The sequence below is a fragment of the Streptomyces sp. NBC_00663 genome, assembly GCF_036226885.1.
Taxonomy (GTDB): domain Bacteria; phylum Actinomycetota; class Actinomycetes; order Streptomycetales; family Streptomycetaceae; genus Streptomyces.
Window position 1 is genome coordinate 9213900 of sequence record NZ_CP109027.1, and the last position, 15832, is coordinate 9229731.

General features: G+C 71.2%; 15 protein-coding genes. 7 read left to right on the forward strand and 8 right to left on the reverse strand.

Annotation, left to right across the window (positions count from 1 at the left end; genetic code table 11):
* Positions 1–46 precede the first annotated feature (46 nt).
* The 6 genes from OG866_RS41905 to OG866_RS41930 all read right to left on the reverse strand — a co-directional run bounded on the left by OG866_RS41905 (position 47) and on the right by OG866_RS41930 (position 5587).
* Positions 47–1270, reverse strand: coding sequence for a metallophosphoesterase (locus OG866_RS41905; protein WP_329342999.1), 1224 nt, complete (start codon positions 1268–1270; stop codon positions 47–49).
* Between the two features lie 200 nt (positions 1271–1470).
* Positions 1471–3132, reverse strand: a complete 1662-nt coding sequence (locus OG866_RS41910; RefSeq protein ID WP_329343000.1) for an FAD-dependent oxidoreductase — start codon at positions 3130–3132, stop codon at positions 1471–1473.
* 37 nt (positions 3133–3169) lie between these two features.
* Positions 3170–4084: an AurF N-oxygenase family protein gene (locus OG866_RS41915; protein WP_329343002.1), complete on the reverse strand. Its 915-nt coding sequence runs from the start codon at positions 4082–4084 to the stop codon at positions 3170–3172.
* 205 nt (positions 4085–4289) lie between these two features.
* Positions 4290–4796 carry an SRPBCC family protein gene (locus OG866_RS41920; RefSeq protein WP_329343003.1) on the reverse strand — a complete coding sequence of 169 codons (507 nt, stop codon included), beginning with the start codon at positions 4794–4796 and terminating at the stop codon, positions 4290–4292.
* 127 nt (positions 4797–4923) lie between these two features.
* Positions 4924–5346, reverse strand: a complete 423-nt coding sequence (locus OG866_RS41925; protein ID WP_329343004.1) for a DUF6003 family protein — start codon at positions 5344–5346, stop codon at positions 4924–4926.
* Between the two features lie 64 nt (positions 5347–5410).
* The gene (locus OG866_RS41930; RefSeq protein WP_329343006.1) at positions 5411–5587 is read right to left on the reverse strand and encodes a hypothetical protein; all 177 of its coding nucleotides are present in this window, start codon (positions 5585–5587) and stop codon (positions 5411–5413) included.
* Between the two features lie 552 nt (positions 5588–6139).
* On the opposite strand from OG866_RS41930, the gene OG866_RS41935 reads away from it, so the two are divergent.
* From OG866_RS41935 to OG866_RS41945, 3 genes are all read left to right on the forward strand, one after another.
* Complete coding sequence (locus OG866_RS41935) at positions 6140–7138, forward strand: mechanosensitive ion channel family protein (RefSeq protein WP_329343007.1); 999 nt, start codon at positions 6140–6142, stop codon at positions 7136–7138.
* 59 nt (positions 7139–7197) lie between these two features.
* On the forward strand, positions 7198–7419 hold the full coding sequence (locus tag OG866_RS41940) for a hypothetical protein (protein ID WP_443063620.1): 222 nt from the start codon (positions 7198–7200) through the stop codon (positions 7417–7419).
* 176 nt (positions 7420–7595) lie between these two features.
* Positions 7596–8450: a calcium-binding protein gene (locus OG866_RS41945; RefSeq protein WP_329343009.1), complete on the forward strand. Its 855-nt coding sequence runs from the start codon at positions 7596–7598 to the stop codon at positions 8448–8450.
* 26 nt (positions 8451–8476) lie between these two features.
* Here OG866_RS41945 and OG866_RS41950 read toward each other — a convergent pair whose 3' ends face one another.
* Positions 8477–9004: a MarR family winged helix-turn-helix transcriptional regulator gene (locus OG866_RS41950; RefSeq protein WP_329343011.1), complete on the reverse strand. Its 528-nt coding sequence runs from the start codon at positions 9002–9004 to the stop codon at positions 8477–8479.
* Positions 9005–9171: 167 nt separating this feature from the next.
* Here OG866_RS41950 and OG866_RS41955 point away from each other — a divergent pair, with 167 nt between their 5' ends.
* Positions 9172–10602: a DHA2 family efflux MFS transporter permease subunit gene (locus OG866_RS41955; RefSeq protein WP_329343012.1), complete on the forward strand. Its 1431-nt coding sequence runs from the start codon at positions 9172–9174 to the stop codon at positions 10600–10602.
* A gap of 131 nt (positions 10603–10733) precedes the next feature.
* On the opposite strand, the gene OG866_RS41960 is transcribed toward OG866_RS41955, so the two are convergent.
* Positions 10734–11192: a MarR family winged helix-turn-helix transcriptional regulator gene (locus OG866_RS41960; protein ID WP_329343013.1), complete on the reverse strand. Its 459-nt coding sequence runs from the start codon at positions 11190–11192 to the stop codon at positions 10734–10736.
* A 63-nt stretch (positions 11193–11255) separates the two neighbouring features.
* Between OG866_RS41960 and OG866_RS41965 the strand changes: the two genes are divergently transcribed.
* Genes OG866_RS41965 through OG866_RS41975 form a run of 3 tightly spaced genes read left to right on the forward strand, consistent with a single transcriptional unit; the run spans position 11256 to position 15819 of the window.
* On the forward strand, positions 11256–11624 hold the full coding sequence (locus OG866_RS41965; protein ID WP_329343014.1) for a VOC family protein: 369 nt from the start codon (positions 11256–11258) through the stop codon (positions 11622–11624).
* Positions 11625–11672: 48 nt separating this feature from the next.
* Complete coding sequence (locus tag OG866_RS41970) at positions 11673–13202, forward strand: toll/interleukin-1 receptor domain-containing protein (protein ID WP_329343016.1); 1530 nt, start codon at positions 11673–11675, stop codon at positions 13200–13202.
* Positions 13195–15819 (forward strand): hypothetical protein, encoded by a 2625-nt coding sequence (locus tag OG866_RS41975; protein WP_329343018.1) that lies wholly within the window; start codon positions 13195–13197, stop codon positions 15817–15819. The genes OG866_RS41970 and OG866_RS41975 overlap by 8 nt, the downstream gene beginning before the upstream one ends.
* Positions 15820–15832: the final 13 nt, after the last annotated feature.

A 15832-nucleotide genomic window follows, 5' to 3' on the forward strand; every position in this document is an offset into this window, starting at 1 on the left:
GAGGACAGGGCCCGGCCGCCAGTGCCTCGTCGGCCGGTGGCCTTGCCTAGTGAGGAGCGGGGGGCTGCTGCGGCGAGCGGAGCACGAGCAGGGTGATCTCGCTGGGGGCGAAGACGCGGAAGGGCGGGCCCCAGAAACCGGTGCCGCGGCTGGTGTAGAGGAGGGTGCGGGCACCGTGGTGGGTGAGGCCGGCGAGGGCGGGCTGGTCGATCCGGACCAGATGGTGGAAGGGCCAGATCTGGCCGCCGTGGGTGTGGCCGGAGAGCTGGAGGTCGATGCCCGCTGCGGCGGCCCGGTCGATGAACTTGGGCTGATGGGCCAGGAGCAGAACGGGGAGATCGGGGTCGGCGCCGTCCAGGGCACCGGCGAGGTGGGCGCGGTGGCCGGCCAGGCCGGAGGATTCCGCGGTGACGTCGTCCACGCCCGCGACCACGAGGGTGTCTCCGCCGCGTTCGAGCAGCAGGTGGCGGTTGCGCAGCGGTTCCCAGCCCAGCTCGTCCATCAGGTCGACCCAGCCCTGGGCCTCGCTGTAGTACTCGTGGTTGCCGGTGACGTAGACCCGGGCCCGTTCGGCCTTCACGGTGCCGAGCGGGGCGGCCTGGGCGCGGCGGCGTTCTGCCGTGCCGTCCGCGATGTCGCCGGTGTGGCAGACCAGGTCGGCCTCCAGGGTGTTGACCACCTCGCAGACCCGGGCCGACCAGCGGGCGCGGTCGAGGGGCCCGTAGTGCGTGTCGGTGATGAGGGCGACCCGGGTGCCGTCGAGCCCGGCCCCCAGGCGCGGGAGCGTCACGTCCAGTTGGCGTACGCGGGGTACGCGACGGGCCTCGTAGGACCCCCAGGCGAGCAGTACGGCGGTCACGCCGAGGACGGCCCACGTCACGATGCGGGCCCGGTCCTGTCCGTCCCCGACGCCGGCCACCGCCAGGGCCGGCCGGAGCAGGACGCCGAGCAGCACGGACCAGGTGAACAGGACCCAGCTGCCGCCCAGCAGGGAGTCACCTGTGATCGCCGCCCGGTCCTGCTGGCGCCGGCCGTGGCCGCGCACCATCGCGAGCGGCATGACGACCAGACCGACGGCGAACAGGGTGGTGCCGGCGAGGGTGACGGGCAGCGGCCAGTCCTGACCGCCGTACAGCAGCACCCAGCAGGGCACGGCCCACAGCAGAACGGGGGCGATCAGGGGGAGGTAGCGCATCAGGCGGAGCAGTGGGCTCGGTCGAGCCGCCTGCGCTGAACCGTCTGCGGGTCGGGTGTCGCTGGTGTCGGTCACGCTGCTCCTCCTGCTGTCCTGTCCGCCACATGATGCCTGTTGGGGTGTCGGAGGGTGGACGGCGGAGTCGTCGGAGCGATGATCCCCCAAGGGGAACCGGGGCACCATACGGCCGGGCGTCGGGCGCCGGGCGGTACGCCGGGCCGGGAGTTCGTGGTGGGTGGAGCGAACCGGGCCCGCCACGAACTCCCGTACCGAGGTCAGCGCGTCGCGCGGCGGCGGGACGCGGTGATGAGTTCGCCGACGGTCGCGAGTTTGGTACGGGGCCTGCCGTCGCCGTCACCGAGGGTGCGTTCCGCCCGGTCGATGGCCGCCATGCCGCGGGCGTCCACTACATGCGGTGCCCGACGTCGGGCCAGCCGTGCGAACGCCTTGGCCGGAGGCGTCGGCCGGGGCAGCGCGCCCTCGATGGCGTCGGCGATCAGCGTGCCCACCGTCTCGGCGGCGCAGGTGCGGTTGGCGCCGATGCCGCCCGACGAACCGCGCTTGATCCACCCCACGACGTAGGTGCCGGGCAGGCCGGTCACCCGGCCCCCGTCGTGCGGGACGGTCCCGGTCGCCTCGTCGAACGGCAGCCCCGGCACCGGAGTTCCCCGGTAGCCGATGGCCCGCAGGACCGTCGAGGCGGGGAGCAGGACCTCGCCGCCGGTACCGCTGACCCGGACAGCGCGCACGGACGAGGCGGGGCCTTCGCCCTCGTCCCCGACGATCTCCCGCGGCTCGGAGTGGAAGCGCAGCACAATGCGCCTGCCCTCGCCGGGAGTTCGTGACCAGTCGACCTTCTCGCGCGGCACCTCCCGCAGCAGGGCCGCGAGTTCGCCCGGTGCGGCCGAGTCGATCGCGGCGCCCACGCGTGGGTCGTGGTCGTCGACGACCAGTGATACTCCCGGGAGTTGGGTGAGCGCGAGGAGTTCGGGCCGGGTGCAGGCCGCGTCCTCGGGTCCCCGGCGGCCCAGAAGCACGACCTCGCGGACGGCGGAGTCGCGCAGGGCACGCAGGGCGTGGCCGGCGATGTCGGTGGCGGCGAGCCGGTCGGGGTCGCCGGTGAGGATGCGGGCCACGTCGAGGGCGACGTTGCCGTTGCCGACCACGACGACACGCTCGGCCGACAGATCGATCGCGTCGGGCGCCACATCGGGGTGGGCGTTGTACCAGGCGACGAAGGCGGTCGCGGAGACACTGCCGGTGCGGTCCTCGCCGGGGATGCCGAGGCGCCGGTCGGCGGAGGCGCCGACCGCGTACACCACCGCGTCGTGGTGGGCGGAGAGTTCCTCGGCGGTCACCTGTTCCCCGACCCGCAGGCCCAGCAGCATCCGCACCCGGGGGTGGTCGTGGAAGCGGGCGAAGGTGTCGCCGATCTTCTTGGTCGTCGGATGGTCGGGAGCGACGCCGTACCGCACCAGTCCGCCGGCCACCGGCAGCCGGTCGATGAGCGTGACCTCCGCGTTGGTATGCAGGAGCAGATCCTGGGCGGTGTACATGCCCGCCGGTCCCGTGCCGACGATCGCGACCCGCAGCGGTCGGAAGTCGGCGGGCAGGGCACGCTCGAACGAAGGCCGGTCCCACACATGGAAGTTCGGGCTGCCCGTGGCCGGTACGGGCGCCGGGGTGCCGTCGAAGTACGCGGCGTTGATCTCGGCGTACGCCTGCTGCGGACCGGTCAGTTGGTCCACGGGGAAGATCGCGTCCACCGGGCAGGCGTCCGCGCAGGCGCCGCAGTCGATACAGGCCCTGGGGTCGACATGGAGCATCTCGGTGCTGCCGAACTCCCGTTCCTGCGGCGTGGGGTGGATGCAGTTGACCGGGCAGACGGCGACGCAGGTGGCGTCGGCGCAGCAGGTCTGGGTGATCGCGTAGGTCATGGTGTCCGCTCTGCTCGGCAACGCTGCCGGGGGTCGGTCAGATCAGGTGGGCACGCTTGTAGAAGGCCAGGGCGGGCCTGGTCAGCAGGCCGGCCGAGGCGAGGAACTCCATCAGCCCGGCGCAGCTGGAACGCAGCATCGCCTTGTGGTGCTCGTTGGCGCGGGCCTCGGCGATCGCCCGCTTCGCGTCCAGTCCGGCATTGGCGTACACGGCCTTGTTCACCATGCTCGTGACGATGACGTACGCCGCCACGGCGATCACGAACGCGTGGATCCGCCGGCGCACGCGGCCCGCCTTCGCCAGATGGCGGCGGGTCTCCTCACGCGCGAACTTCATGTGGCGGGACTCCTCGACCACATGGATGTTGTTGATGGTGCGCACGAACGGCACGACCCGCTCGTCCCGCATCCAGTCGCGCTGCATGACGTCCAGGACCTCCTCGGCGACGAGGATCGCCGCGTAGGCGGCCTCGCCGAACGCCAGGGTCTTGAAGGCCCTGCCCAGTTCGACCGCCACCCGGCGCGGCCGGTAGGCCGGGGCCCGGAGCTTCTTGGCGCCGCGGGCGAACATGATCGAGTGCCGGCACTCGTCCGCGATCTCGGTGAGCGCCCACTGGACCGTTTCGTCGGTCGGGTCCTTGGCGTACACGTCCCGCAGGATGAGCTGCTGGAGGATCATCTCGAACCAGATGCCGGTGCTGGCCACCGAGGCGGCTTCCTGCCTGGTCAGTTCCTTGCGCTGCGCCTCGGTGAGTTCGGCCCAGTACGAGGTCCCGTACAGGGTGCTCCACTCGGGGCTCGTACCGTGGAAGTCCTCGTCCAGGGGTGTCTCCCAGTCGACCTCGCTCAAGGGGTCGTAGGAGAGCTGCTGGGCCGAGTCGAGCAGTCGACCGGCGATCTCAGCGGCCTGGGCATCCTGCTCGGCTTCCGGCCGGACCGTGCTGCTTGCCATGCTCCCAACTCCTCGGTGTCGAGTGACGTAACGGCTCCGTCGTACGGGCACGGGTGTCGCCGGCCCGTTGTTAGACGGAACGTATAACAAGCACTCGCGCTGAGCCTACCCCTGAGTAAGTAAGAAGCGTCGGGATGTTCCGTGCGGGGGGTGTTGTCAGGGGCGGGGGCGACGCTGGTCCGCACTCCGTGGGCGCGGGGCGCGTTCAGGCGCCCTTCGACTCCAGTTCGCGCTTGAGGTTGCGCAGTGTCGTCTCGATGTTGCGGGCCTGGAAGGCGGCGAACGTCCGGCCCGAAGTGGCCACCCGGTCGAAGGCGTTCGCCACGAACGTCGGCCACCGGCGCCGGTCGTCGGTCCAGATCTCCGTCACCCGGGTGCCCGCGTCGACCGGCTCGAAGCGGTACTCCCAGGTGGCGATCGGTCCGCGCAGCCACGGTGTGCGCAGCCCGATCGCGTGGACGCGGAAGGCGAACCGGCGGGCGGGCTCGGCCGCGGTGACGGTGCACCGTGTCACCCACCTGAACCGTCCGCGCTTGTTGCGTCCCGTGAAGACGCCGCCCACGGCCGCCGGGCCGCCCGCCGGCGCCGCGGTCGTCCCCAGGTTCTCCGGGCTCCAACGGCCCATGTCCTCGGGGCGGCTCACCGCCTCGTAGGCGACCTCGGGCGCGACGTCGATGACGATGCTGCTGCTGACGGTGAACACTCGGGCCACTGCGCTGCCTTCCACCGAGGACCAGGAAACCTGTTCGGAGCGGCCGCCTCACCTGGAAGCTACCGCTCGGTAGTGAGCATGCCATGTGAGTACGGGCGGGCGCCGGGCCCTCCGGCCGAGTGGACGGTCAGCGGGCCATTCCCTTGACGACGGACAGATCCTCTCCCGTCAACTCCGCGACACGATGCGCCGGTACGCCCGCCGCCAGGGCCCGGGTGAGCAGCGCGTCGCGGCCGTCGACCCGGGAGCGGTAGGCGAGCAGTTCCTCCTCCAGCCGAGCGAGGTTCTCGGGCGCGAGGTGATGGCGGACCCGGATCAGCTCCTCCTCGCCGAGCGGTACGGGGATGCGCTCGGCGTCCTCGGGGATGGCCGCCGTCTCCTCCGGCGGCACCAGGCGCAGATGCGGCGACGTCACGGAAACTCCCTGAGCCTGTAGCCACGCCCGTACGGCCGGGGTCTCCATACAGGCCGGTTCACCGGCGGCGGCGGGCGGTACGCCGAGATCCGGGGCCGCGTCGGTGATCAGGACGAGGTAGGCGTCGTCGGTCATCCTCGGGTTCCTCACACGTGAAGGGTGGTGTTGACGGCGGCACAGATACCCGCGGACGGGCGTCTTACGTCTGATCCGGCGGGAGTGCTCGACACCGCGCGAGCACGGGCTCGACCGGCGTCGCCTCGACCGGCACGGGCTCGACCGGCGTCGCCTCGACCGGCACGGGCTCGACCGGCGTCGCCTCGACCGGCACGGGCTCGATCGGTGTTGCCTCGATCGGCACCGCCTCGATCGGCACCGGCTAGATCGGTGTCGCCTCGATCGGCGTTGCCTCGATCGATGTCGCTTCGACCGGCGTTGCCCCGACCGGAGACGGCCTGCTTGGCGCCGGCCCGACCGGCGGCGGCCTGGTTGGCGTCCGGTGCGTCTCCGTCCCGGCCGGTGTCGGTCCGCCGGGCACCCGCCCGCCTCCGGTCCGTCTCCGGCCCGTCGCCGTCCCGGCCGGTGTCGGTCCGCCGGGCACCCGCCCGCCTCCGGTCCGTCTCCGGCCCGTCGCCGTACCGGCCGGTGTCGGTCCGCCGGGCACCCGCCCGCCTCCGGTCCGTCTCCCGCCCGTCGCCGTACCGGCCGGTGTCGGCCCACTCGGCAGCGTCCCGCCGGTGAGCGGCCGACCGCCCCGCCCTGCACCCCCGGCCCTGCACCTTGCCCCGCGCTCCGCCCCCTCCCGCCCCGCGCTGCCCCACGTCCCACTCACCCACCCCATCCGCCGTCCCGCCGCCAAGGACCATGCTTTCGTGCGGCCTGGGTAGGCGCGGCCGACGACATTCCGCAGCCGAGGAACGGAGACACCGTGCCGACGACACCCTCACCCGCCGGCCCAGCCCCGCACACCGACCCCCAGCTCGCCGCCGGCTGGACGCACTGGTTCGGCGACCACACCGCCGCGTTGATCGAGATACCCCTGCGCATCGGGCTGATCATCGTGGTGCTGGCCGTGGTCCGCTGGGTTGCCGGGCGGGCCATCACCCGGATCGTGCGCCATGTGCTGGAGCCCTCGTCGGGGGAGGGCGAGCCCAGGACGCCGAGGCGCCACGGGCGCGGGCTCGCCGTGCTGCATCGGGACCGCTCCCGGGCCCGTCAGCGCCGCGAGCAGCGGGCACGCACCATCGGCACGGTCCTCGGCAGCAGCGTGACCATCATGCTGTCGCTGGTCGGCGTGGCCATGGTGCTCGACCAGGTCGGCATCGCGCTGGGGCCGCTGCTGGCCAGTGCGGGCGTGGTCGGGCTGGCGATCGGCTTCGGCGCGCAGAGCCTGGTCGCCGACTACCTCTCCGGGCTGCTGATCATGATCGAGGACCAGTACGGCGTCGGCGACTCCGTGGACCTCGGCGAGGCCGTGGGAGAGGTCGAGCACGTAGGCCTGCGGCTGACACATGTGCGCGACCTCAACGGCGGTCTGTGGCACATCCGCAACGGCGAGATCCTGCGGGTCCGCAACGACAGCCAGGACTGGGCGCGGGCCGTCCTGGACATCCCCGTCTCCCACGCCGCCGACCTGGACACGGTGCAGCGGGTGCTGGAGGAGACCGGCCAGGAGCTGCGCCAGGACGCGGAGTTCACGGACCTGCTGCTCGAGGACCCGTCCGTGTGGGGAGTGCAGTCCCTGGACGCGGACGGCATCGTCGTACGTCTGGCCGTCAAGACGGTTCCCCAGCAGCAGTGGGGCGTTACGCGGGAGTTGCGCCGCCGGGTCAAGGGCGCCCTCGACGAGGCCGGTATCGACATCCCGTTCCCGCAGCACACCGTCTGGCTGCGCACGGAGGACTCGGCCCGCGTCCCGTCGAATTGAACGTTTCAATCCGACCCCCACCCCGAACCGCGATCAGCTGACCGGCTTACAGTGCGCGCGTGGAGATCAAGTGCACCCAGTGCCAGACGCCGGACCTTCAGCCGGCATTCATCGAGGACGGCGGTGACCACGCGAGCGGATTCTCGCGCTGGATACCCGGGCCGCTGGAGCGCGGCCTCTTCGGCGGAGCCAAACGCTGGGGGCGTCCCCGGTACCAGATCGACGCCTACCGGTGCGAGGTCTGCGGGCACCTCGAACTGTTCGCCCCGCACGAGGTCTGAGGACCCTTCCGCGGGAGCCCGGCGCCGACACGGCGGAGTGCGGTGGGGAAACAGGGCAACGATCCGGCCGGTTCGGTGGTCGTAGGAGGCGACAGCGACCCGTTCTTCCGTGCTTGCCGCCAACTGCCGTCGACCGGGCAGTGGTTGAGGGCACGGCTATCTCCCGTGGAGGACCGATGAGCCGATACGTCACGCCGAGAGGCGACAGGCAGACCGCGAGAGTCGACAGAGAGACCGGCGGGCAGATCTCCTCGCCCGCCCGCAGCACGGCAAGGCGTGGTGCGGTGGTGGGAGCCGTCGCCGTCGTGCTGGTGGGGGTGGGGGCTTCGGCCGATGCCGCGTCGCAGACCCCGACCAGCGAGCCGGTGGTCAGTGGTGCGGTGGTCAACTCCGGGCATGACGTCATCGTGGGCATCACACGCGACGTGGCGTTCCCGGTCACGGTCACCGGCTCGGACGACTCCGGGCTGTCCTTCGCCGATGTGGACCTGAAGGGACCCCACGGCGGCTTCTACACCACTGACGCGTTCTGCGAGACCGCGACGTCCTGTACGACGGGATTCACCGTCAACGCCCATCCTGCTCCCGGCAGCGACGATCCGGTGGACCTGTCCAACGCGAACGCGGGAACCTGGTCGGTGGACGCCTTGGTCGACACGGCCGACGGCGATTCCGTCTTCGCGCCCGGCGCAGGGACGTTCGCCCTCAAGCGCGCCGCGCGGCTCACCGTCGACGCGGCCCCGGAACCGGTGGCGAAGGGTGCCCGTATCACCGTCACCGGCAAGCTGGTGCGGGCCAACTGGGACACCTACAGGTACGCGGGGTACGCGGGCCGGACGGTGAAATTGCAGTTCCGCCCCAAGAACAGCAGCACGTACACCACGGTGGCCACCGTGAACACGAGCAGCACGGGCACACTGCGCACCACCGTCAAGGCGGTCAAGGACGGCTACTGGCGTTGGAACTTCACCGGCTCCACCACCACCGGGCCCGCCAAGGCCGCCGGCGACTACGTCGACGTACGCCCCTGAACCGGCGGCCAAGACGGACCAGTGGCTCAGGCAGGAGACGTATTTCCCCTCACCCCTGCCTCTGTTTCGGCTGTGTCACGTGACTGGCGACCATCTGCGGGCCTGGGGTGTTTCGGGGCGGTCTCGACCGTGTCGCGGATCCGGCCGAGCAGGGTGCGCAGGGTAGCGCGGTCCTCGGCGGTGAGGGCGCCGGTGGCCGTGCTCAGGGCCTCTCGGTCCAGGTCCTCGGCCTCCTGGTGCCGGGATCGGCCCGCGTCGGTGAGGGCGAGCAGATGGGCGCGCCGGTCGGTGGGGTGGGGCAGCCGTGCCACCAGGCCGTCCCGCTCCAGGGCGTCCACCAGACTGGTCGCGGTGCGGGCGGCGATGCCCAGCATGTCGCTGAGGTCGCGCATCCGCATCGGCTCGGCGGTGTGGGCGAGGAAGCGCAGGGCGCGCAGCCGTGCCACGGAGGTGCCCTTCTCGGCCAGCCGTCCGTCGACGTAGGAGCGCAGCCGCTGGGTGGTGGCGAACATCTCGTCGATCAGTGGATCGCTGCTGCCCGGTACGTCCCTCACCGTGGCTCCTGTCCTCGTCGGCATGACTTCACGGGCCGCAACTGCTGTGCCCCGCGTGTCCGTTCCTATCGCATGCGGGCGGCGGACCATCGGGCGACCGGCCGTCGCCGGTGCTGGGGAGGGATCCAGGAAACATTGAGGTTACTCATACTGAGTATGCTCAGTATGTGTCCGTACGTCTCAACCAGCGCATCGTCGTCCCCATCGTCTGTGTGGTCACCGCGTTCATGTCCATCGTGGACGGAGCCGGAACCACTGTCGCCCTGCCCTCCATCGGACGGGACTTCGGGCTCGCCACCGCGGGCCTGGACGCCGTCGTCGTGGTCTACCCGGTCTGTGTCGGCCTGGCCGTCCCCGTGTCGGCGTGGCTCGGTGACCGCTTCGGCGGCCGGAGCACGGTACTCGTCTCGTTCGCCGTCTTCACCCTCGCCTCCGGACTCTGCGGCGCGGCCGGCTCGCTCGGCGAACTCGTCGCCTGGCGCGCCCTCCAGGGCCTGGCGGCCGGCATTCTGCTCCCGGTCACCGCCGCCCTGCTCTACCGCACCTTCAGCCTGTCCGAGCAGGTCAAGGTCTCCCGCTACATGATCATCCCGCAGCAGGTGGCACCCGCCCTGGCCCCGATGGGCGCCGGCTGGCTCGTCGACCACATGTCCTGGCGCTGGGTGTTCTACGCCAACCTCCCGATCGGCGCCGCGGTCCTGGTCTTCGGGCTGCTCTTCCTCGACCGGCACCGGGACCATGTCCCCGGGCGCCTGGACGTGCCGGGCCTGGTGCTCACCGCGTTCGGCACCGCGGGGCTGATGTTCGGTGTCAGCGAGGGTGCCGAGATGGGCTGGGGGAGTCCGCTGGTGCTGGCCGCACTGATCGGCGGCGCGGCCCTGCTGGGGGCGGCCGTAGCGGTCGAGCTGCGAGTGCCCGAACCCGCCCTGCGCGTCCGCCTCTTCGCCGACCGGCTCTTCCGTGACACCAACATCACGGCCTTCATCGGCTTCATCGGCTTCATGGGGGCGATGTTCCTCGGCCCGCTCTTCCTCCAGGAGGGCCTGGGGCTGAGCGCCTGGGAGTCCGGTTCCGCCACCTTCGCCGAGGCCCTCGGTGTGCTGCTCACCGTCCAGCTCGTCGGTCCGCTCTACGCGCGGGTCGGTCCGCGCCGTATCGCGGGCTGCGGACTGCTCGGGGTGGCGCTGGTGCTGGTCGCCTTCTCCCGGCTGGACGCCGAGTCCTCGCTGTGGGCGTTCCGGGGGTTGATGTTCCTGCTCGGCGCGGCCATGGGCGGGGTGTTCATGCCCACCACGGTCGCCTCGTTCACCGCCATCGCGAAGGCCGACGTCTCGCACGCCTCCACCCTCAACACGGTCGTACGGCAGGCCGCCAACGCCGCCGCCCCTGCCGTGGTCACCGTCGTACTGGCCTCGGCCACCGCGGTCGGCACCGGTGCCGACGCCCATCCGCCCGTCTCCGCCTTCCAGCACGCCTACCTCGTGCTCGCGGCCGTCTCCGCCGTCGCCGCGTTCTTCGCCTTCACCATGCCGGACCGCGCGGCCCGCATTGCCGCGTCGGCCCAGCCGGCCTCCCGGCGCGAGGCCGTCGACGCCTGACCGCGTCCGGGTGTATCGCGAGCGCGCCCCCTTCTCCGTGGAAGGCGCGACTCGCGGTGCCCCCGGGCTCCCGACTCGCAGTGCCCCCGGGCTCCTGCCCGGGCGGGGCGGGACGCGTGCCGTGGAGCGAGCTATGCGCCCTCGCCGTCACCGCGCAGGGAACGGACCATGCCGTGCAGGATCCGGAACGCCTGTGACTGCTCGGCCTCGGTCAGGTCGGCCAGCATCCTGGCCTCGACGGACCGGACGGCCGCGCTCGCCTGCTCAAGGCTTCGTCGGCCGCGCGGGGTGAGCCGCGTGGGAAGCGCCTTCCCGACGGGCGCCTCCGAGGGCCTGCTGACGTAACCGTCTCGTTCCAGGGCCTGGAGCAGCACGTTCATCGTCTGCCGCGTCACGAACGCGCCCCGCGCGAGCTCGGAGTTCGACAGGCCCGGCCGTTGCGCCAGCAGTTCCAGGCAGGAGTAGTGCGTCACGCTCATCCCGAGCGGCCGCAGCACTTCCTCCATGGCCGCGCGCAGGGCGCTCGACGCTTCCTTGAGCAGGTAGCCCAGTGACGTCTCCAGGTCGACGCCGACACCTTCTTGACTCATGTCAGTATTCTGACATAGCTTGCCGCGTGTCAGAAAACTGACATGACACAGAGGAGCGCCCCCATGCCCGTCACCGGCCCCGACTTCATCTCGCTCCAAGTGCGCGACCTCGACGCCTCACAGGCGTTCTACGAGCAGTACCTGGGCGTCGTCCGCTCGCAGGCCGGGCCGCCGCACGCCGTCGTCTTCGAGACGAAGCCGATCGCGTTCGCACTCCGCGACATCATCCCCGGCACCGACCTCGCATCCGTCGCCCATCCCGGCATCGGCGCCGCGATCTGGCTCCACGCCACCGACGTCCAGGCCATCCACGACGCACTCGCCGCCGACGGCCACACCATCGTCTCCGCACCGATCGACGGACCCTTCGGCCGCACCTTCACCTTCGCCGATCCCGACGGCTACCAGGTCACGCTCCACGACCGCACCTGACACCCTCGGTGATCCCCCTCAACTCGCAATCATCAGTACCGTGTTGCTATGGCTCAGTCTCCGGTGGTCTTCGTCTCGCACACGGTCCGGGATCACCGGGATCACGATCTCGCCCACCGCCTGGCCGAGGGACTCACGCAGCGGGGCATCAGGGCATGGATCGCGCCGGACGACGTGTCGATCGGCGCGGACTGGCAGGAACAGCTGGTCTCGGCCCTGCTCGAGCAGTGCACGCACTTCCTGGTCATTCTCTCCGCGGCGAGCGCGGACGCGGAGTGGGTCCGGGCCGAGATCGACCTGGCCAGACGACGACGCGAGAGCGATCCGTCGTTCACGATCCTGCCTCTGGTGGTCGGCGACCAGCGGCATGAGTTCCTCGACCGTTTCCAGCGGATCCCCTATCAGCCGGATGTTCCCGCGCAGTTGGCGCTCATCCTCGACGCCCTGGACCTTCCGGCGGAACCGCCCGCGAGGGTGGCGGAGCTGACCGAACACTTCGTCGGCCGGGAGAACGTGTTCGCCGCCTTCGACGCGTTCCGGGCCCGCCACGACCGGGGGCTCTTCACGGTCGTCGGCGACCCGGGGGAGGGCAAGAGCGCGATCTGCGCGGAGTTCAGCCGGCGCACCGGCTGTGTCACCCACTTCAACCTCCGGGCCGAGGGCGCCCATCGCGCCCTGGGCTGCGCGGTCAACGTCCGCGCGCAACTGGCCAGGCGGCTCGCTGTGACGCTGCCCGGGCCCCCGGCCGGCACCGCCGAACTCCCCGGGTACTGGACGCGGTTGCTGGAGGCCGCGGCTCGGGCGGGCGAGCCGCTCGTCATCGCTGTGGACGCGTTGGACGAAGTGGACCTGTCCGACCACCCGGACGGCACGAACGTGCTGTTCCTGCCCGAGTCGTTGCCACAGGGCGTGTACCTCCTGCTGACGCGTCGGCGCAGCGCGGTGCCGTTGGTCAACCGGGCGCCACAGGACACCTACGACCTGGGAGCGCACCGGGGCGAGAGTCGGGCCGACGTCGTGGAGTACCTGCGGAACGCGGTGACACGGCTGGACCTCACACCGTGGATCGTCGAGCGGCACGGTCTCGACAAGGAGGGATTCGTCGAGACCCTCGCGGACAAGAGCCAGTGCAACTTCATGTACCTGCACTACGTCCTTCCGCAGATCGCCGACGGCACGTACCGCGCGGTGGACGTCACGGAATTGCCCGAGGGCCTACAGGGGTACTACCAGGACCACTGGCGGCGGATGGGCATGCAGCAGCAGCCCCTGCCCCGCAGGAAGATCCACATCGTGTACGTCATGTCGGAGCTGTCGCGGCCCGTGTCGGGGACGTTCCTCGCCGATCTCCTGCGCGAGGACCCCACCGAGGTCCAGTCGGTCCTTGAGGAGTGGAAACAGTTCCTGCACGTGGGCCACGCCCACGGTGGGCGTGTCTACAGCATCTATCACGCGAGCTTCCTGGACTTCCTGCACGACAAGGAGATCGTGCGGGCCGCCGGCGAGTCGATCACCCGGATCAACGAGGAGATCGCCGACCGGCTCTACGCCGACCTGTTCGGGGCCGACGATGCGTGAGAGCCGGCCACGCCTGGATCTGATGTCCCCGGAGAAACGGGCCTTCATCTGTGCGGAGCTGTGCAACTACCTGGCCGCCGCGGGCCGGTTCGAGCGACTGGACTCCCTGCTCACGGACATCGACTTCCTCGCCCAGCGTTGCCGGTACGACGGGGTGGACGGAGTACTGCGCGACCTGGAGAACGCCCGTACGGCCCGGCCGCACCCCTGGCCGGACGACGCACCACAGACCCAGTTCACCCGCTTCCTGGCACGTTCGTCGCACCTGCTGCGCCGGCAGCCGGCACTCATCTGGCAAGAGGCCCTCAACTGCGCGGAACCCGCGGTGGCGGACGCCGCCGAGGCACACCGTGAGCTGATGCCGGCCGAACCCAGGCTGCGCCGCGGGAGCCCACCGGTGGCGGACCACCACACCGGGCAGATCGTGTCCCTCGCCTTCTGGGGATCCGACCTCCTCGTGTCCACCACCGGACTGGAGGTCTGGGCGTGGGACGTCGCCGGCGCACGGGTACGCGCCCGCTTCGACACCCCGCCGGCACCGGCGAAGTCACTCTCGGTCTCACCCGACCGACGCCACCTGGCCGCGGGCTACGGTTCGCCCGACCCCTCGCCGCACTTGTCCGGGGTCCGTGTCTGGACGCGCGACGGCGCGGTGCGAGCCACGCACGAACTCCAGGACTGGGTCTACACCGTGCGGTGGCGCTCCGCCGACCAACTGCTCGCGGGCGGCGGGATGCCCCAGGGATCGGAGGCGAACGGGACCATCTGGCGCATCGACCTCACCCAGCGGAGCAGCGAGCCGGTCGACCACTGGCTCGCGGACCGCCCGGTCGTTCTGACCTGGGACCCCGAACCGGGCGACGCCGGCCAGATGATGGCCCTGAGCATGGACGGCTTCGTCCTGCACCTGAGTCCCGACTACCGCCCCATCACCCAGCAGGAGGCCGTCGAGCTCTCCCTCCGCCTGATGGAGGACGGCGACTACGCCGCACACGACGAACGGATGCTGGCCCGCAGACCCGTCGTCCTGCACCTCGCCGCGCCCGCCACCGACACCGCCGGCTTCCTGCGCGCCGCCGACGCCTTCCGCCACGCGAACCGGATCTGCCTGCTGGGGCACCGGCCCGTGCCGCCCGAAATGGCGGCCTGGCACAGTGCCGTGGCCGACGGCGTGTACCTCCTGGACCTGGCCGACGGAGAGCACCTGCACTCCGGGTTCCACCGGCAACTGCTGGACGCCGGGTTCCGCGCCCTGTGCCTCGCCGTGTCACCGGTGGACGAGCAGTTCGCCTACGGCGCCGGACACGGCCGGGCGTACGTGGGCACGATGAACGAGACGCGTGTGATCCACCAGGGAGACGCCCCCGTCACCGCTGTCTGTTTCGACGACGCCGCCCACCTCGTGGCCGTCGGGGACGCGGCGTCGGGTGTCTCGGTCTACGACGTCCGGTCCGGCGAGCCCCGGATGCGGACCCGCCGCCCCGCTCCGGTGGTCGCCGCGATCGTCGATCCCGACGTCGACCTGGTGCTCTTCGCGGACCGCGTCGAGGTCGGCGCCACGACGGTGGCCCTGCCCGAGGGGATGACCGGCATCGCCGTCGCGCGCTGCGCCCGACTCGCCGTAGTCCTTTGTCATGCCGCAGAAGCCCCAGCGGACGAGGCCGACTGGCTCGTGATCGTCGACCTGCGCACCCCGGCCGTCCTGGTGCCCGTTCCGGTCACCGTGCCGCACCGCGACCGGGCGGCCGACGCCGCGGCCCCGGGGTTCCGCCAGGTGGGGGTGACCGTGGAGCCGGACGGATGCCGGGTACACCTCGCGTCAGCCGAGGGCGTGACCTCCTGCCTGCTGCTGGCACCCGAGACACACACCGGCTTCGCATTGCCGGCCGAGGTACGTGACCGCGAACGGTCCATGACGGCGCTCCGCATCGGACAGCGGGAGCCCGACCTCGCCTGCACTCTGCTCGCCGTACTGCCCGAAGGAGTCCTGGCCGCCTACGTCGACAACAGGGCCTTCCCGATCGTGACCGGGGAGCTGCACATGTGGACGCCCGAACACAGCGAAGTCATACGGTGCGACAGTGCCGTCAGCGCACTGCGGGCGTCGTCGGACCTCATGGTCGTGGGCACGGAACACGGTGAGGCCATCGCGCTGCGCCTCGACGACGCCGTCTGGCACCGGCTTTCCACCGTCCACCATCAGGTCACCGTCACCTCGGTGGCCCTGGCCGAGGACCTGGCCTGCTCGGCATCTCAGGACGGCCTGATCCAGGTGTGGCGCGTACGTGACGGCGCGAACGTCCTCACGACCTCGCTCGACGCCGAGCCCCTCTCCATCTGCCTGAACGGTTCGTCGCTGTCCGTCGTGGACACCGTCGGCCGCACCCACCGATGGCACATCGAGAACCTCACCCTCGCGCAACCCGCACCACCCCAGCCGTCGACCGTCGAGGAACTCCATCTCCAGGCGGCCGGCTGTATCGCGCGGGCGGTCGCCATGGCCTCAACGGGCAAGGTACGTCAAGCCGTTCGGCTTCTCGATGAACTGCCCGAGCTTCCCCGACGCCCTGTCGTCAAGAAGTACTGGACCAGGCTGCTGCGGCGCGGCCGGTTGTGAGGTGCCGTCGGCG

Excerpts from the sequence above, each read along its gene's own strand:
- OG866_RS41910 (WP_329343000.1), bottom strand. The coding sequence starts at position 3,132 with ATGACCTACGCGATCACCCAGACCTGCTGCGCCGACGCCACCTGCGTC.
- OG866_RS41915 (WP_329343002.1), bottom strand. The coding sequence starts at position 4,084 with ATGGCAAGCAGCACGGTCCGGCCGGAAGCCGAGCAGGATGCCCAGGCC.
- OG866_RS41925 (WP_329343004.1), bottom strand. The coding sequence starts at position 5,346 with ATGACCGACGACGCCTACCTCGTCCTGATCACCGACGCGGCCCCGGAT.
- OG866_RS41945 (WP_329343009.1), top strand. The coding sequence starts at position 7,596 with ATGAGCCGATACGTCACGCCGAGAGGCGACAGGCAGACCGCGAGAGTC.
- OG866_RS41960 (WP_329343013.1), bottom strand. The coding sequence starts at position 11,192 with ATGAGTCAAGAAGGTGTCGGCGTCGACCTGGAGACGTCACTGGGCTAC.
- OG866_RS41965 (WP_329343014.1), top strand. The coding sequence starts at position 11,256 with ATGCCCGTCACCGGCCCCGACTTCATCTCGCTCCAAGTGCGCGACCTC.
- OG866_RS41970 (WP_329343016.1), top strand. The coding sequence starts at position 11,673 with ATGGCTCAGTCTCCGGTGGTCTTCGTCTCGCACACGGTCCGGGATCAC.
- OG866_RS41975 (WP_329343018.1), top strand. The coding sequence starts at position 13,195 with ATGCGTGAGAGCCGGCCACGCCTGGATCTGATGTCCCCGGAGAAACGG.